The 26,779-nt window shown below is 65.0% G+C and carries 22 protein-coding genes and 2 tRNA genes; 14 read left to right on the forward strand and 10 right to left on the reverse strand.

What is annotated here, in order from left to right; genetic code table 11:
* The first annotated feature begins 67 nt into the window (after window positions 1–67).
* The 9 genes from gnd (at window position 68) to AC1DEM_RS03265 (ending at window position 9,218) form a co-directional block, all read left to right on the forward strand.
* The gene (gnd, locus tag AC1DEM_RS03225; RefSeq protein WP_476883080.1) at window positions 68–952 is read left to right on the forward strand and encodes a phosphogluconate dehydrogenase (NAD(+)-dependent, decarboxylating); all 885 of its coding nucleotides are present in this window, start codon (window positions 68–70) and stop codon (window positions 950–952) included.
* A gap of 45 nt (window positions 953–997) precedes the next feature.
* A complete protein-coding gene (gene recF / locus AC1DEM_RS03230; RefSeq protein WP_476883081.1) occupies window positions 998–2,245 on the forward strand; it encodes a DNA replication/repair protein RecF in 1,248 nt (415 codons plus the stop codon).
* Window positions 2,242–2,805: a DciA family protein gene (locus AC1DEM_RS03235; RefSeq protein ID WP_476883082.1), complete on the forward strand. Its 564-nt coding sequence runs from the start codon at window positions 2,242–2,244 to the stop codon at window positions 2,803–2,805. Before recF ends, AC1DEM_RS03235 begins: the two co-directional genes overlap by 4 nt.
* A gap of 413 nt (window positions 2,806–3,218) precedes the next feature.
* A complete protein-coding gene (gene gyrB, locus AC1DEM_RS03240; RefSeq protein ID WP_476883083.1) occupies window positions 3,219–5,318 on the forward strand; it encodes a DNA topoisomerase (ATP-hydrolyzing) subunit B in 2,100 nt (699 codons plus the stop codon).
* A gap of 59 nt (window positions 5,319–5,377) precedes the next feature.
* Window positions 5,378–8,113: a DNA gyrase subunit A gene (gyrA, locus tag AC1DEM_RS03245; RefSeq protein ID WP_476883084.1), complete on the forward strand. Its 2,736-nt coding sequence runs from the start codon at window positions 5,378–5,380 to the stop codon at window positions 8,111–8,113.
* Window positions 8,110–8,712, forward strand: coding sequence for a DUF3566 domain-containing protein (locus tag AC1DEM_RS03250; protein ID WP_476883085.1), 603 nt, complete (start codon window positions 8,110–8,112; stop codon window positions 8,710–8,712). The genes gyrA and AC1DEM_RS03250 overlap by 4 nt, the downstream gene beginning before the upstream one ends.
* Before the next feature lie 98 nt (window positions 8,713–8,810).
* A tRNA-Ile gene (locus tag AC1DEM_RS03255) sits at window positions 8,811–8,884 on the forward strand.
* Between the two features lie 69 nt (window positions 8,885–8,953).
* A complete protein-coding gene (locus AC1DEM_RS03260; protein ID WP_216699097.1) occupies window positions 8,954–9,070 on the forward strand; it encodes a DLW-39 family protein in 117 nt (38 codons plus the stop codon).
* Window positions 9,071–9,142: 72 nt separating this feature from the next.
* Window positions 9,143–9,218: transfer RNA gene (locus AC1DEM_RS03265), tRNA-Ala, on the forward strand.
* Window positions 9,219–9,278: 60 nt separating this feature from the next.
* Here the strand turns inward: AC1DEM_RS03265 and AC1DEM_RS03270 are convergent.
* The gene (locus tag AC1DEM_RS03270; RefSeq protein ID WP_476883086.1) at window positions 9,279–9,647 is read right to left on the reverse strand and encodes a cupin domain-containing protein; all 369 of its coding nucleotides are present in this window, start codon (window positions 9,645–9,647) and stop codon (window positions 9,279–9,281) included.
* A 131-nt stretch (window positions 9,648–9,778) separates the two neighbouring features.
* On the opposite strand from AC1DEM_RS03270, the gene AC1DEM_RS03275 reads away from it, so the two are divergent.
* A complete protein-coding gene (locus AC1DEM_RS03275) occupies window positions 9,779–10,723 on the forward strand; it encodes a DMT family transporter (RefSeq protein WP_476883087.1) in 945 nt (314 codons plus the stop codon).
* A gap of 55 nt (window positions 10,724–10,778) precedes the next feature.
* Here AC1DEM_RS03275 and AC1DEM_RS03280 read toward each other — a convergent pair whose 3' ends face one another.
* Entirely contained in the window at window positions 10,779–11,651 is an 873-nt protein-coding gene (locus tag AC1DEM_RS03280) for a glycosyltransferase family 2 protein (RefSeq protein WP_476883088.1), read from the reverse strand.
* Window positions 11,652–11,864: 213 nt separating this feature from the next.
* A complete protein-coding gene (locus AC1DEM_RS03285) occupies window positions 11,865–12,848 on the reverse strand; it encodes a hypothetical protein (RefSeq protein ID WP_476883089.1) in 984 nt (327 codons plus the stop codon).
* Between the two features lie 155 nt (window positions 12,849–13,003).
* On the opposite strand from AC1DEM_RS03285, the gene AC1DEM_RS03290 reads away from it, so the two are divergent.
* Together AC1DEM_RS03290 and AC1DEM_RS03295 are read left to right on the forward strand one after the other, a co-directional pair.
* Window positions 13,004–13,549, forward strand: coding sequence for a peptidylprolyl isomerase (locus AC1DEM_RS03290; protein WP_476883090.1), 546 nt, complete (start codon window positions 13,004–13,006; stop codon window positions 13,547–13,549).
* 9 nt (window positions 13,550–13,558) lie between these two features.
* Window positions 13,559–14,428: a rhomboid family intramembrane serine protease gene (locus AC1DEM_RS03295; protein WP_476883091.1), complete on the forward strand. Its 870-nt coding sequence runs from the start codon at window positions 13,559–13,561 to the stop codon at window positions 14,426–14,428.
* Between the two features lie 1,053 nt (window positions 14,429–15,481).
* Here the strand turns inward: AC1DEM_RS03295 and AC1DEM_RS03300 are convergent.
* Both AC1DEM_RS03300 and AC1DEM_RS03305 read right to left on the reverse strand, forming a co-directional pair.
* Window positions 15,482–16,087 carry a DNA-3-methyladenine glycosylase I gene (locus AC1DEM_RS03300; RefSeq protein ID WP_476883092.1) on the reverse strand — a complete coding sequence of 202 codons (606 nt, stop codon included), beginning with the start codon at window positions 16,085–16,087 and terminating at the stop codon, window positions 15,482–15,484.
* A gap of 105 nt (window positions 16,088–16,192) precedes the next feature.
* Complete coding sequence (locus AC1DEM_RS03305; protein WP_476883093.1) at window positions 16,193–16,447, reverse strand: cell division protein CrgA; 255 nt, start codon at window positions 16,445–16,447, stop codon at window positions 16,193–16,195.
* Between the two features lie 175 nt (window positions 16,448–16,622).
* On the opposite strand from AC1DEM_RS03305, the gene AC1DEM_RS03310 reads away from it, so the two are divergent.
* Both AC1DEM_RS03310 and AC1DEM_RS03315 read left to right on the forward strand, forming a co-directional pair.
* Entirely contained in the window at window positions 16,623–17,393 is a 771-nt protein-coding gene (locus AC1DEM_RS03310) for a class E sortase (protein WP_476883094.1), read from the forward strand.
* Between the two features lie 170 nt (window positions 17,394–17,563).
* On the forward strand, window positions 17,564–18,205 hold the full coding sequence (locus AC1DEM_RS03315; protein WP_476883095.1) for an anthranilate synthase component II: 642 nt from the start codon (window positions 17,564–17,566) through the stop codon (window positions 18,203–18,205).
* A 10-nt stretch (window positions 18,206–18,215) separates the two neighbouring features.
* Here the strand turns inward: AC1DEM_RS03315 and pknB are convergent, their stop codons facing one another.
* Genes pknB through AC1DEM_RS03340 form a run of 5 tightly spaced genes read right to left on the reverse strand, consistent with a single transcriptional unit; the run spans window position 18,216 to window position 26,777 of the window.
* Window positions 18,216–20,192: a Stk1 family PASTA domain-containing Ser/Thr kinase gene (gene pknB / locus AC1DEM_RS03320; RefSeq protein ID WP_476883096.1), complete on the reverse strand. Its 1,977-nt coding sequence runs from the start codon at window positions 20,190–20,192 to the stop codon at window positions 18,216–18,218.
* Window positions 20,193–20,198: 6 nt separating this feature from the next.
* Window positions 20,199–22,037 (reverse strand): protein kinase domain-containing protein, encoded by a 1,839-nt coding sequence (locus tag AC1DEM_RS03325; RefSeq protein WP_476883097.1) that lies wholly within the window; start codon window positions 22,035–22,037, stop codon window positions 20,199–20,201.
* Complete coding sequence (locus AC1DEM_RS03330) at window positions 22,034–23,491, reverse strand: peptidoglycan D,D-transpeptidase FtsI family protein (protein ID WP_476883098.1); 1,458 nt, start codon at window positions 23,489–23,491, stop codon at window positions 22,034–22,036. The genes AC1DEM_RS03325 and AC1DEM_RS03330 overlap by 4 nt, the downstream gene beginning before the upstream one ends.
* The gene (locus AC1DEM_RS03335; protein ID WP_476883099.1) at window positions 23,488–24,933 is read right to left on the reverse strand and encodes an FtsW/RodA/SpoVE family cell cycle protein; all 1,446 of its coding nucleotides are present in this window, start codon (window positions 24,931–24,933) and stop codon (window positions 23,488–23,490) included. Before AC1DEM_RS03335 ends, AC1DEM_RS03330 begins: the two co-directional genes overlap by 4 nt.
* Entirely contained in the window at window positions 24,930–26,777 is a 1,848-nt protein-coding gene (locus AC1DEM_RS03340) for a PP2C family protein-serine/threonine phosphatase (protein ID WP_476883100.1), read from the reverse strand. The genes AC1DEM_RS03335 and AC1DEM_RS03340 overlap by 4 nt, the downstream gene beginning before the upstream one ends.
* Window positions 26,778–26,779: the final 2 nt, after the last annotated feature.

Below are 26,779 nucleotides of genomic sequence, written 5' to 3' on the forward strand. Positions count from 1 at the left end.
CGGCCCAACTGTGAGTCAGTTGAGTGACGTCACCACGAAGCACCCAGCGCAGAAAAGAGTTCATCCCGTGCACATCGGACTAATCGGCCTTGGCAAAATGGGCTTCAACATGCGCGAACGCCTGCGCAACGGCGGGATCGAGGTCACCGGCCTTGACCGCAACCCGGACATCACCGACGTCGCCTCTGTGGACGAACTCATCGCCGCCGTTCCGGCGCCGCGGCTCATCTGGGTCATGGTCCCCTCGGGCGACATCACCGATGCCGTCATCGCTGAACTCGGCGCCAAGCTCGACGCCGGCGACCTCGTGATCGACGGCGGCAACTCCCGGTTCACCGAAGACCAGAAACACGGCGCGGCGCTGGCCGAAAAGGGAATCAGCTTTGCGGACTGCGGAGTCTCCGGCGGCGTCTGGGGTCTTAAGAACGGCTATGGCCTCATGGCAGGCGGCGACGCCGCGGACATCGAACGGGCCCTCCCCGTCTTCGACGCGCTCCGTCCCGCCGGCGAACGCGCCGACAGCTTCGTGCACGTCGGCGGCATCGGTGCCGGCCACTACGCCAAGATGGTACACAACGGGATCGAATACGGCCTGATGCAGGCCTACGCGGAAGGCTACGAGCTCCTGGCCGCGAAGGACATCGTCGCCGATCTTCCCGGGACGTTTCGGGCGTGGCAAAAGGGCACCGTTGTGCGCTCCTGGCTCCTGGACCTCATGGTCAAGGCACTGGATGAGGACCCCGGACTGGAATCGATTTCGGACTACGTCGAGGATTCGGGCGAGGGCCGCTGGACCGTCGAGGAAGCGATCGCCAATGCCGTGCCGGCTCCGGCAATCACGGCTGCGCTGTTCGCCAGGTTCTCCTCCCGCGAGGACAACTCGCCGGCCATGAAGATGGTGTCCGCGCTGCGCCACCAGTTTGGCGGCCACGCGACCCGGCCCGCCAAGTAATCCTGCCCGGACAATTTATCTTGCCTGCGAAGTCCTGAATCCCGCGTGTACCTAGAAAAACTCTCGCTCACAGATTTCCGCAGCTACGCGCAGGTCGATCTCAGCCTCGAGCCTGGAGTCACCGTCCTGGTGGGCTCCAACGGGATCGGCAAGACCAACCTGATGGAAGCGATCGGGTATCTTGCCACGCTCAACTCGCACCGCGTCAGCACGGACGGGCCGCTGCTGCGCTTTGGCACCGAGCGGGCGATGATCCGGGCCAAGCTGGTTCGCGGCGATCAGGCCACCGTGCTCGAACTGGAAATCAACGCCTCCAGGGCCAACCGTGGGCGCATCAACCGGAGCAACCCGGTCCGTGCCCGGGACCTGCTTGGCATCTGCCAGACGGTGCTCTTCGCTCCGGAGGACCTGGCGCTGGTCAAGGGCGATCCGTCAAACCGCCGCCGGTTCCTGGATGAACTGCTGGTCAGCCTCATCCCGCGCCACGCCGCGACCAGGAGTGACTATGACCGGGTGCTGAAGCAACGGAACGCGCTGCTCAAATCTGGGCGGACCGGGAAATTCACTGCCGGCCATGAGGCGACGCTCGACGTCTGGGACCAGCACATGGCCCGGGCCGGAGCCGAACTGCTGCACGCGCGCTTGGAGCTTGTGGAGCGCCTGCAACCACACCTGAAAAATGCCTACGCGGAGCTGACCGACGGCTCCAAGGAGGCCGCTGCCGTGTACCGTTCCACGCTGCAGGACACTTTGGACGACGACGGCGCTGCGGCCAGTTCTGGGGCCAGACCTGCGGACGGCGCCGCCACGGAGGCCGGTGTCGTCACCGACGCGGCTGCCGCGCCGGCGGCGGAGGATCTGCGCCTGCTCTCCGTCGAGCAGCTCACCGACCGCTACATCCAGGCCTTTGCCGCATCCCGCCGCAAGGAACTGGAACGGGGCATCTCCCTGGTCGGGCCGCACCGCGACGAGCTTGAGCTGGTGCTGGGATCCGCCCCTGCCAAGGGCTATGCCTCGCACGGGGAAACCTGGTCCATGTGCCTGTCACTGCGCCTGGCCTCCTACTACGTCATGCTCGACGACGCCCGCACCGGGGGGTCGCCTCCGATCCTGATCCTGGACGACGTATTTGCCGAACTTGACGTCCAGCGGCGGCGTAAACTGGCGGCAATAGTATCCGGCGCCGAGCAGGTGCTGGTCACTGCCGCCGTCGAGGCCGATATCCCGGCGGAACTGACCGGCCGGCGGGTGAAGGTCATCCCGGGAGGAATCGATGAGCAGGAAAATCGATGAATAAGGATACCGACGGCGGCCTCCAACCGGGCCGCGACCCCGACGAGATCGACGCCGCGCAGGCCGCACTGAACAGGATGCGCGACGCCGCCGCTGCCCGCGGCGAAATCCGGCGCAAGGCTCCGCCGCGCCCCGGCGCCGCCGCGACAAAACCCGGCCGCACGGCGCGGGGAACCCGCGGATTCTCCCAGTTTCATGGCACCGGCCGGGATCCGCTGGGCCTGGGAAAGGTTGTGGGACGCCTCGTGGCCGAACGCGGCTGGAGCTCGCCGGTGGCCGTCGGCTCCGTCATGGCGCAGTGGGCCGTGCTGGTCGGTCCGGAGATCTCGGCACACTGCACCCCTGAGAGTTTCACGGACACCACCTTGCATGTGCGCACCGATTCCACGGCGTGGGCGACCCAGCTTCGGCTGCTCAGCAGCAGCCTACTGGAGAAATTCCGCACCGACCTGGGTGACGGTGTTGTCACCAGCATCCAGGTGCTCGGACCCGCCGCGCCGAGCTGGCGCAAGGGCCTCCGGACGGTCAACGGCCGCGGGCCCCGCGACACGTACGGTTAACCCTGGCCGCAGAGGCGCGCACCGGATCTGAAGCACTTCTTGCAAAAAACCTTGAAAAATCCGCAAGCGGCGTGTAGGGCGCTCGAACGCCCCGGAGTCGTATAGGCACCCTAGGGCTGGACCCCGAAACCCTTGCAGGGGGAGCCAGCGGCCTCCCAGCGGCACTTTCCTGCCCGTTTGGCGCCCTGGAATGCGGGTTTGGGTCCTATAACACGATAGAATCGGTGGAGATAACTGGGCGCCGGTGAAGCGTTGACTGAGTCCGTTTCCGACGCAATTTCAGCGTGCGGTGGACGGAATCCCAAGTCAGCGGAACACCCGGCGTCGTCAGTGACGTGCCTGTTGGCAGGAGCCTTTTCCACGGAAGAGGCAACGGCCGGCCTTCAACGAACATAGAGGAGTCGAAAGCGCCTGTGGCTAACGACAATGCAGAGATCCCGGCAGTGGAAGACGTAGCGGAAGCGGTAGGGCAAGTGGCGGCGGCAGCGCCGTCGTCGGGGACCGCGACATCGCGCGAATACGGCGCCAGCGACATCACCGTACTTGAAGGCCTGGAAGCTGTCCGGAAACGTCCCGGCATGTACATCGGCTCCACCGGACCCCGTGGTTTGCACCACCTGGTCTACGAGGTGGTGGATAACTCGGTGGATGAGGCCCTGGCCGGGTACTGCACGCACATCGAAATCGTGCTGCAGGCCGACGGCGGCGTGAAGGTGGTCGACAACGGCCGCGGCATCCCCGTGGACATGCACCCCACCGAGCACAAGCCCACCGTGGAAGTCGTCATGACGATCCTGCACGCCGGCGGCAAGTTCGGCGGCGGCGGCTATGCCGTCTCCGGCGGCCTCCACGGCGTCGGCATTTCGGTGGTCAACGCCCTCTCCAGCCGCGTCGACACCGAGGTCCGCCGCCAGGGACACGTCTGGCGGATGTCCTTCGCCGACGGTGGCAAGCCCCAAGGCGGCCTGGTCCAGGGCGAGGAAACCACCGAGACCGGCACCACGCAGACGTTCTACCCGGATGCCACCATCTTCGAGAGCACCTACTTCGACTTTGAAACACTGCGTGCCCGCTTCCAGCAGATGGCCTTCCTTAACAAGGGACTGCGCATCACGCTGACCGACGAGCGCCGTGCTCCGGAGGAACCGTCCGAGGACGACGACCTGGACTTGGACACTGTCCCCACTGAAGGCGAAATCCCCGCGGAATTCCACACCGTGGTCTACCAGTACGACGACGGGCTGCTGGACTACGTCAAGCACCTGAACTCCGGCAAGAAGGTTGATGTAGTCCACGAGGACGTCATCGCCTTCGAGACCGAGGACACGGAACGGCACATCGCCCTGGAAATGGCGATGCAGTGGACCAACGCGTACTCCGAGAGCGTCCACACGTATGCCAACACGATCAACACGCACGAAGGCGGCACCCACGAAGAGGGCTTCCGCGCCGCGATGACCTCGCTCATCAACCGCTACGCGCGGGAGAAAAGCATCATCAAGGAAAAGGACGACAACCTCACCGGCGACGATATCCGCGAGGGCCTGACGGCAGTCATTTCCGTCAAGCTGGCCGAGCCGCAGTTCGAAGGCCAGACCAAGACCAAGCTCGGCAACTCCGAGGTCAAGGGCTTCGTCCAGCGCGTTGTCACCGACGGCCTCGGCGACTGGCTGGAACGCAACCCCGGCCCCGCCCGCGATGTCATCCGGAAGGCCATTTCGGCGGCCCAGGCCCGCATGGCCGCGCGGAAGGCCCGCGACAACGCCCGCCGCAAGAGCCCGCTGGAATCCTTCGGCATGCCGGGCAAGCTCTCGGATTGCTCCTCGAAAGATCCGGCCAAGTGCGAGGTCTACATCGTGGAGGGCGACTCCGCCGGCGGTTCCGCCAAGCGCGGGCGCAACCCGGAGACCCAGGCCATCCTGCCGCTGCGCGGCAAGATCCTGAACGTGGAACGGGCACGGCTGGACAAGGCCCTCGGCAATGCCGAGGTCCAGTCCATGATCACGGCCTTCGGCACGGGAATTGGCGAAGACTTTGACATCGCCAAGCTCCGCTATCACAAGATCGTCCTGATGGCCGATGCCGACGTGGACGGCCAGCACATCACGACGCTGCTGATGACGCTGCTGTTCCGCTACATGCGGCCGCTGATTGAAAACGGCTACGTCTACCTCGCGCAGCCGCCGCTGTACCGGATCAAGTGGTCCAACGCCGCGCACGACTACGTCTACAGCGACCGCGAACGGGACGCCAAGCTGCTCTCCGGCCAGGCCGCCGGCCGCCGTATTCCGAAGGACAACGGGATCCAGCGCTACAAGGGCCTCGGCGAGATGGACTACACAGAGCTTTGGGACACCACCATGGACCCGGACCACCGCACCCTCCTGCAGGTCACCATGGACGATGCCCTCGCCGCGGACCAGACCTTCTCCACCCTGATGGGCGAGGACGTCGAATCCCGCAGAAACTTCATTCAGCAGAACGCCAAGGACGTTCGGTTCCTCGATATCTAGCGGCCAACAGCCCTGAATATTCCCGGACTGATATATACCTGAAACGGAAAATATAGACTATGAGTGACGAAACACCCGAGGTCCCGGCCGGCTCGGCCGCTGGCGAGCCCGTACTTGAAGGCACTGTCCTGGACAGCGATGTGCTGACGGACCGTGTGGAACAGGTGGATCTGCAGACGGAAATGCAGCGCTCCTACCTCGACTACGCCATGGCCGTGATCGTCGGCCGCGCCCTCCCGGATGTCCGGGACGGACTCAAGCCCGTCCACCGCCGCGTGCTGTACGCCATGTTCGACGGCGGCTACCGCCCCGAGCGTTCCTTCAACAAGTGCGCCCGTGTGGTGGGCGAGGTCATGGGCCAGTACCACCCGCACGGCGACACGGCCATCTACGATGCGCTGGTCCGCCTGATCCAGGACTGGACCATGCGCTACCCGTTGGCGCTCGGGCAGGGAAACTTCGGCTCGCCCGGCAACGACGGCGCAGCCGCCCCGAGGTACACCGAAACCAAGATGGCTCCGCTGGCCATGGAAATGGTGCGGGACATCGACGAGGAAACCGTCGATTTCCAAGACAACTACGACGGCAAGAACCAGGAACCCACCATCCTGCCGGCGCGGTTTCCCAACCTCCTGGTCAACGGCTCTTCGGGTATCGCGGTCGGCATGGCCACCAACATCCCGCCGCACAACCTCCGTGAAGTCGCCGACGGCGTGCAGTGGTACCTGTCCAACCCGACAGCCAGCCGCGAGGAACTGCTCGAAGAGCTGCTCCTGCGCATCAAGGGCCCCGACTTCCCGACCGGCGCCACGATCCTGGGCCACAAGGGTATCGAGGATGCCTACCGCACCGGCCGCGGCTCCATCACCATGCGCGCAGTGGTCAGCGTCGAGGAACTCCAGGGACGCACATGCCTGGTGGTCACCGAACTGCCGTACCAGGCCAACCCGGACAACCTGGCCATCAAGATCGCCGAACTGGTCAGGGACGGCAAGATCTCCGGCATCGCCGACCTCCGCGATGAGACCTCGGGCCGCACGGGCCAGCGCCTGGTCATTGTGCTCAAGCGTGACGCCGTGGCCAAGGTGGTGCTGAACAACCTCTACAAGCACACCCAGCTGCAGGACAACTTCGCCGCCAACATGCTCGCCATCGTTGACGGGGTGCCGCGCACGCTCAGCCTCGACGCGTTCATCCGGCACTGGGTCACGCACCAGATGGACGTCATTGCCCGCCGCACCCGGTACCGGCTGCGGAAGGCGGAACAGGAAGCGCACATCCTGAGGGCCCTTCTCAAGGCGCTGGATGCGCTCGATGAGGTCATCGCCCTGATCCGTGCGTCCACCACCACGCAGGCCGCGCGCGACGGGCTGATGGAACTGCTCGCCATCGACGAGCTGCAGGCCACGGCCATCCTGGACATGCAGCTGCGCCGGCTCGCCGCCCTGGAGCGCCAGAAGATCCAGGACCGCCATGCCGAACTCGAGGCCCTGATCGCCGAGTACAACTCGATCCTGGCCTCCGAAGAGCGCCAGCGGGAGATCATCAGCGCGGAACTGGCCGAAATCGTGGCCAAGCACGGCGACGACCGCCGCACCAAGGTGCTCATGGGCTTCGACGGCGACATGTCGATGGAGGACCTGATCCCCGAAGAGGAAATGGTGGTCACCATTACCCGCGGCGGCTACGTCAAGCGCACCCGCAGCGACAACTACCGCTCCCAGCAGCGCGGCGGCAAGGGCATCAAGGGCGCCCAGCTGCGCGGGGACGACGTCGTGGAGCACTTCTTCGTCACCACCACGCACCACTGGCTGCTGTTCTTCACCAACCTGGGCCGGGTCTACCGGGCGAAGGCCTACGAGCTCGCCGAAGCCGGACGCGACGCCAAGGGTCAGCACGTGGCCAACCTGTTGGCCTTCCAGCCGGATGAGCACATCGCCCAAGTGCTGGACCTTCGCGACTATCAGCACGCCCCGTACCTGGTACTTGCCACCAAGCGCGGCCTGGTCAAGAAGACCCGTCTGGAAGATTACGACACCAACCGGTCCGCCGGCGTGATCGCGATCAACCTGCGGGACGGCGACGAGCTCGTCTCGGCCCAGCTGGTCTCCGAAACCGACGACCTCATGCTCGTCTCCCGCAAGGGACAGTCCGTCCGCTTCACCGCGACGGACGATGCGCTGCGCCCGATGGGCCGCGCCACCTCCGGTGTGACCGGCATGAAGTTCCGCGAAGACGACGAACTGCTCGCGGCCGACGTCGTCAAGGACGGCTCATACGTCTTCATCGTCACCGAGGGCGGCTTCGCCAAGCGGACGGCAGTGGAGGAATACCGGCTCCAGGGCCGCGGCGGCCTCGGCATCAAGGTCGGCAAGTACCAGGAGGAGCGCGGGCACCTAGTCGGTGCCCTGATCGTCCAAGAAGAGGATGAAGTCCTGGTGGTCATGGAGGGCGGCAAGGTAGTCCGCTCCTCGGTCACCGGCGTGCCGGCCAAGGGCCGCGACACCATGGGTGTGATCTTTGCCAAGCCGGATAAGAACGACCGCATCATCGCCGTTGCACGCAACAGTGAACGCGGGCTGGAAAGCGAGGAACCAGCCGAAGGCGACAACACAGGTGAAGATACAAGTGACGACGCCGAAAATCGGGCTTCCGCGCCGGATGACGTAACGTTGGCTGAAAATGGCGGATTGCATGACAACTCCGCAACGGCAGAATCAGTACCGGCCCCGGAGTCAGATGAGTCATCAGGCAATGCCGAGCTGGACGAAGACAACACCGGAGGTAACGAGTGAGTAATTCCGACTCATATCCCAAGCCCAGCAGCGGCGTGCGGCAACCCGCAGCCGCACCGCGCGTAGGGGGAGCCCCCTCGCGTCCGCAGCAGCGCCCTGGCGTGTCCGGCGCGGCCGCAGGAACGGGACAGCGTCCACCCGCACCCGGACAGCGCCCAACGGTCCCGGGACAGCGCCCAGCCCAGTCCGGCGGGCAGGGCACAGCCGGGCTGATCAAGCCGGCTCCCAAGGCCAAGGTGCGCCGTGCCAGGCTCCTGGTCAGCAAGGTGGACCCCTGGTCCGTGCTGAAGATGGCCTTCCTGCTCTCCGTGGCGCTGGGAATCGTCACGGTCGTGGCGGCCATCGTGCTTTGGACCGTTTTGGATCTGACTGGGATCTTTGACCAGGTGGACAGCCTGCTAGGGACCCTCGCCGGTTCCGAAGGCGGCGGCTTTGAATTGAAGAAGGTGGCGTCGCTCGGGCAGGTGGCCTCGTTCGCGACCATCATCGCCGTGATCAACGTGGTGCTGCTGACGGCCCTGTCGATGCTTTCGGCGGTGCTGTACAACATTGCGGCGACGCTCGTGGGCGGTATCGGCGTGACCCTCACGGACGACTAAATCCCGCACTTTTCCGCGGAATACCGCGGGAAAAAGCCTCGATTTGAGATCGGGCCGGGATGTGCTGTACAGTCATATCTCGGCCCGATGAGGCATCGGGGCGTATAGCTCAGGCGGTTAGAGCGCTTCGCTGATAACGAAGAGGTCCCAGGTTCAAGTCCTGGTACGCCCACGGAACCAGTACTGGTTCTGATAGAGGTTAGTGAAGGTTCGTCGATGACTGAACCGGAACGGAGTGCATGTGAAGAAGTTGCTGGTTATTGCAGCCACGGTCGCAGGCGTTCTCCTCTACAGGAAAGTGCAGGAATCCGAAGCCCGGAAAGTGATCTGGAGCAATTCAACCGATACGGTTGACTAGCCCGGAAACTGGGAATGGACGCTGGAAATCAGCTCGCCGGACCTAGGGTATGATTGTCGGGTTGCTTCTTATGGGGGCATGGCGCAATTGGTAGCGCACCTGCTTTGCAAGCAGGGGGTTCGGGGTTCGAGTCCCCGTGCCTCCACCATAGGAAAAGCCCTGGACCGCGGAAACGCGGTCCGGGGCTTTTTTCATGCCCTTTTCGCAATCACTCCTTCGGTTTGGCGTAATCAGCCATGCCTTGCCAGTCGATGAACACATAAGGCTCGTCGCCGAGTACCCAGGCATCATGCCCCGGCGGGATGACGCCGAAGTCGCCGGGGCCGAATTCGAGTTCTTCGCCGTCATCCATGACGACTTTGATGCGTCCTGAAATCGTGTAGCCGATATGGCTGGCCATGCAGCTGTCAGTTTTGGCGATCGGCTTGACGTGATCTGACCATTTCCAGCCCGGGAGGAATGTGGCCCGTCCGACCGGGCCGGAGTCCAGGTTGACGAGGTCCACCCGGCCCATCCCCTGGGCAACAGGACGTGATTCTTCGGGATTGTCCAGGCTCTTGCGGATCATTGACGCCATGATGGTCTCCTTCTTCGATGATGGCGAGACCGGGATGTGAGACCGCGACTTAAGGGTGGCACTGGCGTATGTACCGGTCAAGGCGTAGCGGCTGTAAGGGACACGGAGGTCCGCCCCACTAGGGTTGGAACGTGAACTTCTTACTTGCAGCCGTGGGGGTACTCGGCGTGGCCTCGTCCGGGCCGCTCATTGCCGCCACGTTGGGCGCCACGTCGGTCAGTGCCCTGGCCATCGCTTTCTGGCGTAACGCCATCGGAGCAGTGGTGATGGCCGGTCCCGTTGTGGTCCGCAACCCCCGTCAGTTCGCACGGGTGACCGGAGCAGAGTTCCGCTGGTCGCTCGCCGCCGCGGTGGCCCTGGCCCTGCACTTCGCGTGCTTCATTACCTCCCTGCAGCTGACCTCAGTCGCGGCGGCGACGGCGCTGGTGTGTCTTCAGTCAGGCTGGATCGCGATCTTCCAACTCTTCCGGGGAGTCCGGCACCGCTGGCCGGTGTTGGTAGGGCTGGGGCTCGCCTTCGGCGGTGTCGTGGCGATCACCGGTTTTGATATGGGCACCTCACCCGGAGCTCTCGTAGGCGATCTCCTGGCCGTGGCAGGCGGCGCCCTCGCGGGCATCTACACGCTCGCCGGAGGCAAGGCGCGGCAGAGCCTGGGCACCGGGGTCTACACGACCCTGTGCTACGGCATGTGCGCCGCGATTGTGGCGGGGATGGCCCTGTTGGCTGGGCAGCCGCTGGCCGGGTTCGAAGCCACCGGTTGGCTGGGGATCCTCGCGATCACCGTGTGCGCACAGCTGGTGGGGCACACCGCGTTCAACTATCTGCTGGCAACCATGAGCCCGCTGCTGGTGTCCATGATTATCCTGCTGGAAATCCCCGGAGCGGCGCTTTTGGCTGCGGCCTTCCTGGGCGAGACGCTCCCGGCCGGGACCTATGCCGGACTGGCCATGATCCTGGTGGGGCTCGCCGTCGTGGTCCTTGGACAGCGCGGCTCACGCTCCGCCCGGAGCATGGCCGAGGGGCACACTGCAGAGGGGCCCGGTCCGGAGCGGCTGGCGGAGCTCGGCACGGACTAGGCCGGCTGGGCCGCGAATTTTTGGCGGCGCCTCGTGGCCGTGGTGGTGGGGCGGGCTATTGGCCGCCGCGGCGGGCTGGCTGGGGTGCGTTCACCGTGTGAATGGCGCGGAGCAATTTTGCCGGGAAATAGACCGAGAAGAAGACCACCATGGGTGCCTTCAGTGCCATCTTCTTGACGTTGTGGGCCTTGTAGGTTCGGTCAAAGCGCGTCACGTAGTAGCGGTAATCCCGCGGGGAGTCCTCGAGCCGCCGGGCCGACATGCCCGAGATCATCTGCGGCCAGTACTGGATCCGGAGTTCGTGGTCGGCCAGGTGCAGCGAAAGATCGATGTCCTCGTGCATCTCGTCCTGCTCGTCCAGGCAGGCTTCTGCACGGATGGTTTCCCAGGCCGAGCGGCGAAGCGCCATGTTGGAGCCGAAGAGAAAGTGATACTGGTGCTTGGCAAGTCTGAGCATTAGCTGACGCATTTTGTCGTCCGCCTTGAGCCCAAACCGGCGCATGGGCATGTCGTAGTAGACCACCGGCCCGGTCGCGGCGTGCACAGACTCGTCACCGAAGGCGTTCTGTACCTGCTCTACCCAATCCGGTTCCAGGACGGAATCGGCGTCGATCCGGCCGAGGATGTCGCCCGTGGCGTGGTCCAGGCCAAAATTACGGGTGGGGATAAGTCCCTGATCGCGGTTTTGGCTGAGCAGGACGATGGGACTCTCCGGGTACTCCAGCTGCATCTGCCGCACGATTTCCGCCGTGCGGTCCTTGGACAGGTTGTCCACCACAATGATTTCGTGGGCAGGCACAGACTGATATACCGCGGCGATCAGACACTGCCGGATGACACTTTCCTCGTTGTACGCCGGGATCACAATAGATACAGCCGGTGGCGGAGCAGTAAGCAAGGCATCCTGAGGTGATCTATGGGGTGACATCACCACAAATTTAGCATCTAGCCTGCACTTTGAAGGGAGACCGCGACGAGCCTCCACGCTCCGTGCAAAAGCAGCCGCGTGAAACCTATCGTTTAAAACAAAGGGAGGGATCCCGCCGTAGCGGAATCCCTCCCTGGGAAAATGCAGGACACCTGCCGGCTGCCGGGCGGCCCTTGGCAGGGTCGCGGCTCAGCCGGCCTGTGCCAGCCGGAGCTACTGGCCCGGCTTGTTTGCCCCGTTATTCAGGTTGGCCGCAATGTTGCGGACGGCCGTCTTGGCATCGGTGGCAACCTTGGCGGCAGTCTTCGCGGTGTCGTCGGCAGTGTCCTTGGCCGCTTCTGACGCCTTGTCCGCCGCGGCAGCTACGGAATCGGAAGCCTTGGCCGATGCCTCGGCGGCAGTGTCCGCTGCCGCAACAGCCGCGGAGCCTGCCTTGTCGGCGGCGTCCTTCAGCGTTTCGCTGGCAGGGGCGGCAGGGGCAGGCGTCACCGGCGTCGGTACCTTCCAGGGGTCCTCTACAGGCCGGGAAGCCTTCCAGGCTGCGGCACCGGCGGCGACTGCGGCAGCGATGATGCCGAAGATCAGCAGGCCGCGGTGCTTGGATTTCTGCTGCTTGGCGAGCTTCGCATTGGCCGTCTTGCTAGCTTCGGTGGCGGCCGCTTTGATGTTCTTTCCGGCCTTCTTGGCATGTCCCTTGGCAGTCTGGGCCTGTGCCTGGACGCCGTGGACCACGCCGGAATCTACAAGCTTCTGTGCGACGGCGTCCACGTGGGCCGGAGCGTTTTCCAGCGTGCGGTGGACGGCCACGGAAGCCTGTCCGATCTGGTCGGAAAGCCTGGGCAGGTACTCGACTACCACCCGGTCCCGTGCGTTGAGGATCACCGGTGCCGCCTTGTCTACAGCCTCGTGCAGTCGCGGAGTCGCGCTTTCCGCTGCGTCGTGGATCTTCGGCGCAAGCTGGGCCAAGCCATCCTGGAGGCGCGGGGTGACGGTGGCAACGCCGCCGGCCAGATTGTGGGCCGCCGACTTGAGCCCCTCCTGGATTTTGGGAGAGGCTGTATCCAGCCCATGCTGCAGGCGGGGAACAGCCCAGTTCACGGCAGCCTCAACCCGCGGTGCCGCCCAATCCTTGGCGCTGTCTACTCCGGTGCTGACTGACTGCTCCAGGTCACGGGCAATACGATCCGTTTTCTTCACAACTACCTCCCGATTAATGTGACGGTTCTGCTGTTAGCCTACGTGTCTAGGAACGCACCGGCTATTCTTCAGACCGATTTCCAGTGGATTTCACCCAGCGCGGAACTGACTGTGCGGCCCTACGTGGGCGGAGCCGTCATGGAAGAATAGGCCCCATGACTGCCAACGCAACCGCAAAAGCCACTATCCACACGAGCCTCGGCGACATCGTCGTCAACCTCTATGGCAACCACGCGCCGAAGACCGTCGACAACTTCGTCGGGCTGGCCACCGGTGAGAAGGCCTGGACCCATCCGGAAACGGGCGAGGACAAGACCGGCACGCCGCTCTACAACGGCACCATCTTCCACCGCATCATCAAGGACTTCATGATCCAGGCCGGAGATCCCCTGGGCCGCGGCACCGGTGGACCGGGCTACAAGTTCGACGATGAAATCCACCCGGAACTGACTTTCAACGAGCCGTACAAGCTGGCCATGGCCAACGCCGGGGTCCAGATGGGGCGCGGCACCAACGGTTCGCAGTTCTTCATCACCACCATCCCCACCGGCTGGCTGCAGGGCAAGCACAGCATCTTCGGTGAAGTTGCCGATGAGGACTCCAAGAAGGTCGTCGACGCGATCGAAGGCGTCCGCACCGGCATGGGCGACCGCCCTGTCGAGGACGTCACCATCAACAGCATTGATATCGAACAGCTCTAACCCCACACCATGAGCTACGGAGTTCCGGCGGCAGAGCCGTCCGCAGAGGTCCCGGTATGCCCCAGGCACCCGGACCGGCCCGCCTATGTGCGCTGCCAGCGGTGCGGGCGCCCTGCGTGCCCCGACTGCCAGCGGGCGGCCGCCGTCGGATTCCAATGCGTTGATTGTGTTAACGAAACCAAACGCACGACGCCGACAGCCCGGACCGTCTACGGCGGCGCCGTGACCGCCGGCAAACCCGTGGTCACTTACGTGATCATCGGGCTGTGCGCCCTTGTCTATGCACTGCAGTGGATAGTTCCCAACGACGGGATCTATCAGCAACTGGCGTACGCTCCCGCCCTGACCGACGTTGAACCGTGGCGGCTGCTCACCTCGGCGTTCCTGCACTCGCAGGGATTCCTGCTCCACATCGTCCTGAACATGTATACGTTGTGGATTTTCGGCCAGATCCTTGAGCCGCTCCTTGGCTATGCACGCTTCTTGGCCATCTACCTGCTCTCGGCCGTCGGCGGCTCGGTCGGGTTCCTCCTGCTGACCCCGGTGTACCCCGTGAATGGCCCCGTGGGTCTCGTGGGCGCCTCCGGCGCTATCTTCGGTTTGTTTGGCGCGCTGCTGGTGGTCCAGCGGCAGCGCGGCGGGGAAGTCCGCCAACTCATTGTCCTGATCGCCATCAACGGCGTCATCGGCTTCATGGTGCCCCAGATTGCCTGGCAGGCCCATCTCGGCGGCCTCGTCACCGGTGCCCTGAGCGCTGCAGTCATTGCCTATACCCCCCGCGGCCCCCGGCAGACCCTCCTGCAGGCCATCGGCCTTGCCGGGGTCCTTGCCCTTGTGATCGTCGTGTCCGTCGTCCGGATGGCCGGCGCCAGCGCCTAGTCCGCTCCTTAGCCTGCGCCTGCCGGTGTCCCGGCCCGATTTAGCAATCTAGTTTTTTGGTGTCCGCCCCGCCGTTCACTCTCCCCTTAGGTCCCCTCCTCGCTTCCCAGAGGTGGGGACCTAAGCGCGCGGTCCCGGGCCGAGCCCATCGCCGGCATTCATTCCCACGCCCGAATTCACAGGGGCGGCCCGAAAAGTTTTCCACAAGGGTTATCCACATTGTTAATAACTTACAACCGTGTAGTTCACGGTGGCCACCCGGGTCTGACCGCCCGGGCTGGCGATTTTGCCGTGGTCAAGTGCTGCGGCCGGCCTGATCTCCACACCTGTGGATAACTTCTGTGGGCTGCCCTGTGAGTAAGTGGACAACTTTGCTCCGCGAGCCCGCGCCTTCCGCCGGCCGGAACCCCGTCTTGCCCTGTCTTCGTCGCGGCAAGTGTCGCGGCGTCTACGTCGCACTGCCCCTGCTCCATGGCATGCCTGCTGCTGGCCGGATGGGAGCGCCACAGGGGCCGCCCATAGGTATGTACGGTCCTGGGACGGCCGCTGGGGACAGCCGCTGTGTGTTTCAACAGGGTTATTCACAGTGTTAATAACTTGATGGTTGGAGTCTCCGGGGGAACTAACCCGGCTCATGGCCCCACAGCGGGGTCGCGGCCCGCAATCTCTCCCTGTTATCCCCAGCTGTGGATAACTTGTGGGTAGCGGGGTGTTATTAAGTGGATAACTCATCCGTTGCCTTGCCGGCCCGGGCGGGCGGCTTCAGTCGGGGACCGGGCCGCCAAAGGAGGACGACGCAGCACCACGCGAGTTCTGCCTGGGCCCAGTTGATGGCCTGCCGTACTTCTCCACAGGCAATCCACACTGTTAATAACTTACAACCCTGTAATTCGACTCCCGCCGGGAATCTCACCATCCGCACGGGGCCCGGCTGTGGCCTTTAAGCCGAGCCGATACGCGCGAGGACCCGGGAACTTATGAACAATGTGGATAAGTTTCCCCAGACTTGTACACAGCTGTGGATAAAGTCGGGTCGCCCATCCAACCCGGCCGTCAGTGCGGCCAGACGCCCGACGTTCCGCGCCGGTGGCTGTCCAGCAGATGGGTGTCCACCATTCCGATAGCCTCCATGAGCGCGAACATCGTGGTGGGCCCGACGAAGGCGAAGCCCTTCTTGCGCAGAGCCTTCGAGAGCGCAATGGACTCGGCCGAGGTGGTGGGGACCTGGTCGAGGGAGCTGGGCCGGGGGGTGGCAGTAGGCTGGAACCCCCACACGAAGTCGACCAGGCCGCCGTCGTCCCTCAGCGCCAGAGTAGCCCGTGCATTGGTGATGGTTGCCAGGATCTTTAGCCGGTTCCGGACGATCCCGGCGTCCAGCATGAGCCGCTCCACATCGGCGTCCGTGAACAGGGCCACGAGTTCCGGGTCGAAGTCCTTGAACGCCGCGCGGAAAGCAGGACGCTTGCGCAGAATCGTGGCCCAGGACAGCCCCGCCTGAAACCCCTCGAGGCTGATCCGTTCGTAAAGGCCCTGCTCATCCCGGACCGGCATGCCCCACTCGTTGTCGTAGTACTCGCGGAGCATGGGATCCACCGACGCCCACGCCGGCCGCGCCAGTCCGTCGTCGCCAATGGTTGAGCCGCTTACTGCCGGGGTCATCTGGATTCCTTCGCTGGGGCCGGGATTGGTGTCGGGGTTTAACGACGGCGGGCCGGCACACTGTGTGTACCGGCCCGTCAGGGAAATTGCGCCGCGGGGCCTTGTTCAGGAACGCCAGCGCGTGGTCATCAGGAAGCCGATGATCGCGATTCCGAATCCGGCGACGATGTTCCACGAGGCCCAAGCCTGAACGGGGAAGGCGCCCTCGGTGATGTAGAACGTGATGATCCACAGCAGGCCAATGATCATCAGGCCAAACATGACGGGCTTGAACCAGACCGGATTGGGCTTGTAGGCCTCCGCAGCAGAAGTCTGCGGGGGCACATGGGCAGTCCTTTTACGCGGCTTCGACTCGGGCACTGATCCTCCTTGGCGGGCTGGAACAAGAGCGGCAACGTGGCTTGATATCCTGCAGGAAGTGAGCCCCGCCGGCCAAAGCGCTCTTGGTCAGGTTTGAATTCTTTTATCGGAGCCAATTCTAGCTGTAGTTCCGGACACACCGTGGACTCCGCAATCGCCTGAAGGAGAACCCGCCGTGCTGCACTTGGAGCAGGGATCCGGCCCGGCGGCCCGCAGCCGCCGCAGTCCGCTCCTGCGCGGCGTCCGGATCGCGGGCGAGCTGCTCATAAGTGTCGGCGTCATTCTCCTGCTCTTTGTGGCGTGGCAGTTGTGCTGGACGAATGTGGCCTCCGATGCCCGGCAGCGCGACGTCGTGAAGGACTTTGCCCGCGGGACGTTAGACGGCAACGGCCCGGCGGCCACTGCCCCCGGGGCCGCCGTGGTGCCCAAGCCCGGTGCTGCCCCCGAGCCGGCAGAGGGCGCGACAATCGGCATTCTGTATGTCCCCCGGTTCGGCTCCGGATACACGCGTCCCATCGTTCAGGGAACCACGCCGGCGGTCTTGGACACCCTGGGCATCGGGCACTACCAGGGCACGGCAATGCCGGGGGCCGCGGGAAACTTCGCCGTGGCCGGCCACCGGCAGACCCACGGGGCAGTCCTGGACCATATCGACGCCTTGGTGCCCGGGGACCGGATCTACGTTCAGACCCGCGAGGGCTACTATGTCTACGTGTTCCGGAACAGCCAGACAGTCCTCCCCTCGCGGACCGATGTACTGTTGCCGGTGCCGACGCGGCCGGGCGCCGCGCCGACGGATAGCTACCTGACCCTGACGAGCTGCAACCCGCGGTTCGGTTCCCAGGAACGCTTTGTGGCCTACGCACTGCTGGCGCGGTGGCAACCTGTTTCCGCGGGCCCGCCGGCTGAAATTGCGCAGGCGGTCCGCGCGGCCAGGGAAGGCTGACGGATGTATGGCTGGCTTTTCCGCCACCTTCCCGGTCCCTTGTGGCTCAGGATTGCGACTGCGCTGGTGCTGGCGGCCGGAGCACTGGTATTGATGGTTCAGTTCCTTTTTCCCTGGTTGGCACAATTTACCCAGTTAACAGACTCAACGATTGGTTCAGCAAAGCACCCATGAGTACAACCAAGATCCTGGTCGTAGACAACTACGACAGCTTTGTCTACACCCTGGTCGGCTATCTCCAGGAACTCGGTGCCGAGACCACCGTGGTCCGCAACGACGACGTCACGCTCGCCGAGGCGATTGAAATGGCCGAGGCACGGGACGGTGTCCTCATCTCTCCCGGGCCGGGGAATCCCGCCGGGGCCGGTGTCTGCATTGAGCTGATCAAATGGTGCGGCGGCCATGACAAGCCCATGCTGGGTGTGTGCCTGGGCCACCAGGCGCTGGCGGAGGCCTACGGCGGAACAGTGACGCACGCTCCCGAGCTGATGCACGGCAAGACCTCCCTCGTCGAACACCACGGAACCAGCGTGTTTGCCGGGCTGCCCTCCCCGCTCACGGCCACCCGTTACCATTCGCTGGCCGCCGTCCGCGAGAGCATCCCGGCTGTCCTGGAGATCACCGCGGAAACGGGCACGGGCGTTGTGATGGGCCTGCAGCACCGCACCGCACCGCTGTGCGGTGTCCAGTTCCACCCGGAATCTGTCCTGACCGAAGGCGGCTACCAAATGCTGGGCAACTGGCTTGAGTCGCTGGGCATGGCCGGCGCCGCTGAACGGGCAGCGGACCTGAGCCCGCTCATCAAGCACTGACCCGACCGGCCTAGGGGAACAGTCCTTCCAGGACCGCGTCCTCCTTGGACGTGGTCTTGGTGGGAGTCGGCGTGGGCGTGGGCGTCGGTGCCGGGGGCGGCGCTGGTGCCTTCGCCACGGTCACGGCGATGGTCTTGCCCTGTTCCACGAGCGAATCCGCGGCATCGGACTGGCCTGTCACCTTTCCCGGGGCCACCTGGGAATTCTCCACTTCGGTGACGTTGAGCTTCAGGCCCTGCGCCGTCAGTTTCGCCTCCGCCTCCGCCCGCGGGAGCCCGATCAGCTGCGGCACAGCCACCTTCCCGGTGGAGACGACGATTTCGACGGCGCCCGCGACGGCCACGATTTGGCCCGGGGCCGGGTTCGTGGTGATGACGATGCCGACCGGGACCGTGGGGTTGTTGGACATCTTCGTGGTGAGGGAACCCGTCAGTCCTGTCTGGTGCAGGAGATCGCGTGCCGCCGCCTCCGTCCGGCCGGGCAGGTCCGTGGGGATGGTGATGGCGCTGGGTCCTTCGGAAATGTTGAGGACGATGTCCGAGTTGGCGTCCATGGAACTTCCCGATGCCGGCACGGTGCCAATGGCGGTGCCCTTGGGGATGCTCTCGTGCTGCAGCCGTTGAAGCTGTGGCTTGAAGCCGGCGTTGTACAGCCTCTGCAGGGCTTCTGATTCCGTCAGGGACGTCACCGTGGGAACCAAGACCTTGGTTGCCTGCGGCGGGGCCTGATTCATAATGTTGTACAGCCACAATCCGCCCCCGGCCAGTACCAGCAGCGTGAGGACCACGAGCGTCGCGATCCAGGTACGGCGGCGCGACTTCTGGCGTGGAGAGTGCTCGCGTTCGACCGGCAGCGCCAGGGGCAGGCTGCCGGTGTCCGCCGTGCCATAGAGTTCGGTGCCTGCAGGCGGCAGCAACTGCTCGTCGTCGGGCGTTTCCTCGGCGGGCCGGAGCCGGCCGCCGGGCGAATCGTCGAGGAACTTGGCCCCGGTCAGGGAGAACGCTGCTGTGGGCGCCAAGGGGTCATGCCGGGGAACGGCGTTGGTGGGGTCGGTGGGGGCCTCGCTGGCGGCCGGTGCCATCACTGGAACGCCACTGCGTGCGGCCCGGAGGGCACGGCGGAATGCGGCCGCGTCCTGGAAACGGTCCGCGCGGTTCTTTTGCAGGGCCTTCATTAACACGCTGTCCAGCGCTTCGGAGACATCGGGGTTCAGGCTGCTGGCGGGCTCGGGGATCTCCCGAACGTGCTGGTAGGCCACGGAGACGGGACTGTCGCCGATGAACGGCGGCCGGCCGGCCAGCATTTCATAGAGAAGGCAACCTGCGGAGTAGAGATCGCTCCGCGCGTCGACGGTTTCGCCCCGTGCCTGTTCGGGGGACAGGTACTGGGCTGTGCCCACGACGGCCTGCGTCTGCGTCATGGTGGCCGACGAGTCCGCCATGGCGCGGGCGATCCCGAAGTCCATGACCTTGACGCTGTTCGAATCCGGGCAAAACATCACGTTGGCGGGCTTGATATCGCGGTGCACGATTCCGGCCTTGTGACTGTAATCGAGCGCAGACAGCACACCGAGGGTGAAGTCGATCGCCTGATCGATGGTGACATCCTTGGCCCGCACCATGTCGCGGATCGTCTTGCCGGAAACGAATTCCATCACGATGTAGGGCACCCGGACGCTGTCATTGTGGTCACCGGGGACCGCGTGGTCCCCGGTGTCGAAGACAGCCACAATCGAAGGGTGGTTGAGTGCCGCGACCGCCTGGGCCTCGCGTTTGAACCGGGCCTGGAACTGTGGATCTCTGGCCAGGTCGGGGCGGAGCAGCTTGACGGCCACGGTGCGTCCCAGCCGGGTATCGACGCCGCGGAAAACATCCGCCATGCCGCCACGGCCGATCAGCTCACCCAGCTCATAGCGCCCGCTGAGGACGCGCTGCGTGTTCGCCGGGCGTTCCTCCCTGTGCGACGGAGTGCGGGGTGTATTGCTCATGATTGTTTAGGGTCCGGACTTGGTAGGTGACGGTGTTGAGGCGGCGGCTTCGGCCAGGTGGTAGGTCACGACGCTGCCGGCCGTCACCTTGGACCCGGAAGGAGGCGACGAGCTCACGAAAGTGCCCGGATCTTCGTTCTTGTCCGTGGGACTGACGTCGGCCCCCTTGGCCCACCGCAGCCCGGCGTCCTGGATGGCCTGCTGGACCTTAGCCTCGCTTGCGCCTGCCTTGATGGACGGGACGGAAACCATTTCCGGTCCCTTGGAGTAACTGACGGTGATGGTGTCCCCGGGCTGGACCGCACCGGAGGGATCAATGTTGGTGACCGTGCCCGGCGTCGCGTCGTTGACAACCTCGGCGCCGGTGACTTGCAGCCCCTTGCCAATCAGTTCGTTGCGGACGTCGTTGTATGGCCGCCCCAGATAGGCATCCGGAATCAGGTTGATGGCTGCCGGAGTGGACTGCGTGGGTGTCGCTGAGCTGGCGGTGGGGGTGGGGGTCTCTGAGGGGGTCGCGGACGGCGCCGAGGGGGTGGCACTGCTGGGCTTTGCGATGCTGGACGTGGCACCGGTGGTTGCCGGCGCCTGCGAGGGGAAGATATTGCCGGCCTGGCTCAAGACCACGCCGGCCAGGACGAACACCACCAGCAAGATCAGCGCAATGAGCGGCCAGGTCCACGGGCTACGTCCGCGGCGCTTCGGCTCCTCCTCCGGTTCGTCGTAGTCTTCGTCCTCTTCTTCCTGCACCCAGGTCCGCTCGGCGGCCAGGGCATCGGCGCGGTTGAGCGCGTTGCGGGCACCGTAGCCGCTGGCGGCGGCCGCACCGGCGGCCAGGCCGGCCGCGGCGCCGGCGCCGGCTGCGCCAACGACGGGCAGCGCGGACGTTGCGGACGTCGATTTGGCCTCCGCTGCGCTGGAGCCAATGACGCTGGTGGCCGCCGTGGGGACGTCGACGGGGGCCGTGATGGGGCCCGTGGCTGCCTCGAAAAGCAGCATGCCCGGCACGGCCGCGTGCGCGGCGGCGATATCACCGTTGCGGATGGCCTCGGCTGCCTCGGACAGCTTGATGGCGTCGGCCGGGCGGTTCTTCGGATCCTTTGCCAGCATGGACATCAGCAGGGCGCGGACCGGCCGGGGCAGCGTGTCCGGCAGCGGCGGCGGCGCATCGTTGACCTGGGCCAGCGCGATGGCGATCTGGGATTCCCCGGAGAACGGCCGGTGGCCCGTGAGGCACTCGTAGCCGATCACGCCAAGAGAGTAGATGTCCGAGGCACCGGTGGCTGTCTGCCCCGTGGCCTGTTCCGGTGCCAGATACTGGGCGGTTCCCATCACCTGGCCGGTCTGGGTCAGCGGAACCTGGTCGGCCAGGCGTGCGATGCCGAAGTCGGTGACCTTGACGCGGCCGTCCGGGGTGATGAGCAGGTTCCCCGGCTTGATGTCGCGGTGCACCAGGCCCTGCGCGTGGGCGACGGCCAGGGCACGCGCCGTCTGCGCCATCATCGAAAGGGTGCGGTCCGGGGAAAGCACCTGTTCGTGCTCGATAATGCTGCTCAGCGGCTGGCCAGGGACCAGTTCCATGACCAGGTAGGCCGAGCCCTCCTCCTCGCCGTAATCGAAGACGTTGGCGATGCCCACGTGGTTCAGGAGGGCGGTATGGCGGGCCTCGGCGCGGAAGCGCTGAAGAAATCCGGGATCACCCGTGTATTCCTCCTTGAGCACCTTGATGGCGACAATGCGGCCAAGGATCAGGTCTTTGGCTTTCCAGACTTCTCCCATGCCGCCGATCGCAATGCGCGTGGTCAGCTGGAATCTGCCGCCGAGGGTGATTCCCGAAGTAGGCCTCACTTATTCAACACCGCCTCAAAAATCTTCTTCGCGTTCGGACTGGTTAGGTTTGCGCCAGTGGTGATATCTACGCCTTCCATGACGATGGTGACAGCCACTTGCGGGTCATTTGCCGGGGCAAACCCGGTAAACCATGAGTTGTTCAGGCCGTTGCCGAGTTCCGCGGTACCGGTCTTGCCGGCTACCGGGACACCGGGCACGGCGGCCCTGCTGGCGATGCCGTCGTCGACGACGCTGACCATCCACTCGTTGATCTGCCGCGCGATCTCCGGGGTCGTGGCGGTGCGCAGAGCCTGGGGTTTCGGTTCGCTGATCGCCCGCAGGTCAGGGGCGCGCACCGCCTTGATCAGGTTCGGCTGCATCTGCACTCCGTCGTTGGCGATTGCCGCCGTCATCGTGTTGATCTGGAGCGGAGTGGCCCGGACGTCGCGCTGGCCAATCGAGGACTGCGCCAGCCCGGCGTCGTCCAGCGGTTCGCTCGGGAAGAAGCTCGCCGCGTGGTCCAGCTTCAGCTGGTCGCCGAAGTCCTGTCCGAAGCCGAACTTCTCTGCCTGGTCCCCAATGGCCTTCTGCCCCAGGTCCGTGGCGATGCTGGCGAAGGGCGTGTTGCAGGACTGTTGCAGGGAAAACGCGAACGACGCCGTGGTGCGGGTATAGCAGTTGCCGCCCGCGTAGTTGGGGAGCTTGTAATCGATGCCGGGGAATGACATCTCCGCCGGGTTGGGCAGGACGCTGTCCTTGTTGTACTTGCCCGAGTTCAGCGCCGCGGCCGTGTCAATGAGTTTGAAGACCGATCCAGGCGCCAGCAGGGCGCCAGTGGGGCCGCTGACGTTCTGGTTCAGGTTAATTCCGGGAACCTTGTTCAGTTCGGTGTAATTGGCCTGTTCGGCAGCCGGATCCTGGGTGGCAATCAGGTTGGGGTCATAGGACGGTTTGGAGACCATGGCCAGGATCGCGCCGGTCTTCGGGTTGGTGACCACGATCGAACCGCGCTGGCCGTCGGGGATGAGGTCGTAGGCCAGCTTTTGGATCTTGGGGTCCAGGGTCAGCTCTACGGACGCGCCCTTGGGCTGGTTGCCGAGGAACAATTGGCCCACCCGGTCGAGGAACTGCTGGTCCGAGCTGCCTGCCAGTTCGTCGTTCATCGACTTCTCAAGCCCGGTGAGGCCGTAGTTTTTGGAGAAGTATCCGGTGATGCCCGCATAGAGCTCGGGCTGGGAGTAGGTCCGCTGGAATTTGCAGCTCTCCGTGGCAGGAACAGACTCCGCCACCGGGGTGCCGCCGACAATGATTGCGCCGCGGTCGTTGCAGTAGTTCTGCAAGATGGCGCGCCTGTTCCAGGCATTGGCTTTGAGCTCGTCTGCGCCAACCACTTGCACGTAACTGAGCGCACCGAAGACCAGCACGAACATCGCGATGGCGGCGATCCATGAATTGCGGATGGCCTGGTTCACAGCTGTTTCACCGCCTCGGTGGGTGCGTCTGGACTGGTTCGGGGATCCGGTGCCGGTTTGGAGGGCAGCACGGGGAAGTTTTTGCGGATACCCGGTTCCTGGCCGGGCGGCAGCGGTGTCGTATCCACCGGACCGCGCGCGGTGTGCGAAATCATGAGCAGCAAGCCCACAATGATCCAGTTCGCCAAGAGTGAGGACCCGCCGGCGGCGAGGAACGGCGTCGTGAGTCCGGTCAGCGGGATGAGGCGCGTGACGCCGCCAATCACCACAAAGCACTGCAGCGCGATCGCGAAGGAGAGCCCGGTGGCGAGCAGCTTGCCGAACGCGTCGCGGGTGCCCAGTGCGGCGCGGAAGCCCCGCGTGAACAGCAGCAGGTACATCAGGACGATCGCGAAGACACCGATCAGCCCGAGTTCCTCACCGAAGGAGGCGATGATCATGTCACTGTTGGCAAACGGGACCAGGTTGGGCCGGCCCTGGCCGAGGCCGGTGCCCACCAGACCGCCGTTGGCCATGCCAAACAGGCCTTCGACGATTTGGAGGCTGCCACCGAACTGCCGTCCGTAGACCTCATCGGTGAAGGCATTGATCCAGCCGTCGATCCGCAGCGCGACGTGGGAAAAGACGCGGGCTGCCACGAAGCCGCCCACCACAATCAGAATCAGACCGATGATCACCCAGCTGATGCGGCTCGTGGCGACGTAGATCATCACCAGGAACAGACCGAAGAACAGGATCGAGGAGCCGAGGTCGCGCTGGAAGACCAGTACGCCGATGCTCACGAGCCACGCGGTGATCATGGGGCCCATGTCCTTAAACCGGGGGAACTGCACGGGGCCGATCTTCCGGCCTGCCAGCAGGATCAGGTCACGGTTCGAGGACAGGTACCCGGCAAAGAAGATGGCAAGCGTGATCTTGGCAATTTCACCGGGCTGGAAAGTCATGGAGCCGATCTTGATCCAGACGCTGGCGCCGAGGACCTCCCCAGCCGAGATACCGGGAACCAGCGGCAGGATCAGGAGCACGGCGCTGACGGCCAGCGAAATGTAGGTGAAGCGTCGCAGGATCCGGTGGTCCTTGAGGAACCAGATGACCGCAATCGCGACCGCCATGGCAACCAGTGTCCAGCGGAGCTGGTTGTTGCCGGTGTCCTCGCCCACCCTGTCCAGACGGTGGATCATGGCCAAACCCAGCCCGTTAAGGGCCACCACGAGCGGAAGTATTACCGGGTCGGCATATTTTGCGCGGATCCGCAGAACCACGTGAAATGCCAACGCAGCTGCCGCCAGCAGGCTGGATTGGAACCAGAAATCGGTATCGAACGCTTTTTGCCGGTCCACGCCCACTAGGGCCTGGGCGCCAATACCGACCGCGAGGGCAAGGACAAGGAGGACCAGCTCCACGTTACGTCGTGGCCTGGGCACGGGGTCGATGGGTGTCATTTGTCCCCCTCGCAATTCGTAGTCGGGGTGGCGGAGGGTGAAGGTTTGGCCGTCCCTGCGGAGGCCGAGGTGCTTGGTTTGGCCGTCCCTGCGGAGGCCGTGGCGCTTGGTTTGGCCGTCCCTGCGGAGGCCGAGGTGCTTGGTTTGGCCGTCCCTGCGGAGGCCGTGGCGCTTGGTTTGGCCGTTGCACCGGGGGTGGCACCGGCTGCCGTCGCTGTGGGGGACGGGGTGAGGCATTCATCCACCGGGGCGGTGGTGCCGGTGCGTTCCAGATTTTTGACGATCCGCTGCGCGTCGTAAAGATCGCGCGCCGGCACTGTCTGCAGCACCCGCTGCTGCGAAAATTCGGGAAGGTCGGACATCTTGATATCGGTCACCGCTTCGAGGGTGGAAAGCTGGATGGGCCCGAGGCGCTGGGAGACGCCGTTGAAGATGGCCACATGCTGATCGTGCTCGCCGATGTAGTAGCGCGTCTGCGTCCAGGCGTAGCCAAGCCACAGTCCGATGCCCAGCAGCGCGACGATCGCGGCGGCAATGGACACCGTGAGCCACCGCCGCGGCCGTCCGGTGGCCCTGAAGTCGTCGGTGTCCTCCCGGTCCTGTTCCGACTTGTGCGTCAGGACGGTGGCCGCGCGCCGGGCCACGGTGCGTCCGGCGATTGACGGAATGGACCCCGATTCCGCTGCTGCGGCGGCGGCCCCGACGAGTTCGTGGGGGCGCATGGAAAGCTCTTCACGCAGGACTTCGGCCGAGAGGTGTTCGCCCAAGTGCGGGTCGGTGGTGGTCTCTGGTTCCTTGCTTCCGGCATCCTCCTGCGCGGCAGCGGCCGGCGTGCCGTCAGCCGAGGCCCCAGCAGGGGCAGGGTCGGTGGCCGGCCGGCCCGATCCACCCCCGGCCGCGCCCTGCGCGGCGGGCCCGGCGTCGTCCTTTTTCCCGGACTCGCCGGCAGGCTTCGCGGCACCAAAGGTGCTGCCGGTCAGCGCTCCGGCTGCGGCGCCGGGCGTCGAGGTCCCGGTGGCCGGCGCGGGCACGACGTCGACGGCGGCGGTCCGGACGTCATCGCGAGTCGGCTCGGCGATGTCGAGCACCACCACCGTCACGTTGTCCGGGGCGCCCGCCTCCAGCGTCAGTTCAACCAGGAGATCGGCGCATTCGCCCAGATCTTTCGTCTCCCGGACCGTGCGTTCCACGACGTGGCCGGCCACGTAGTTCAGGCCGTCCGAGCACAGCAACCAGCGTTCCCCGGCCTGGACAGCTAAGGTGTCGAGGTCCAGTTCCGGGCTGGCATCGACGTCCCCCAGCACACGCATCAGGACGTTTTTGTGCGGATGCGTCTCGGCCTCTTCCGGGCGCAGACGGCCCTCGTCGATCAGCCGCTGGACAAAGGTGTGGTCGATGCTGACCTGTTCGAACTCACCGTCGCGCAGGCGGTAGGCCCGTGAGTCGCCTATGTGGGCGAAGTGAAGCTTGCCCTCCGCCAGGAGGAGGGCCGTGACCGTGGTGCCCATCCCGGCGAGCTTGGGATTGATGTGGACCAGCTCGGACAGCAGGGAGTTGGCCGTCTGGATTTCGTCGGCGAGGACAGTGCCGGCGTCGCCGTCGTAGTCATCATGATCAAGGTGGATCATGTCCAGGACGGTCGCGGCGGAGGCGACGTCGCCGCCTGCATGGCCACCCATGCCGTCGGCAACGACGGCGAGGTGCCGGCCCACATAAGCGGAGTCGTCATTCTTGGCGCGGATGCGGCCGACGTCTGAACGCGCGGCGTAACGCATGATGAGCGGCCGCTTCAGGGGCGTAGTTTTACCTTCGGCCCTGTCTGCGGGGCGATCGGGGGCAGCCATGG

Source organism: Arthrobacter sp. 05T420 (assembly GCF_056396305.1).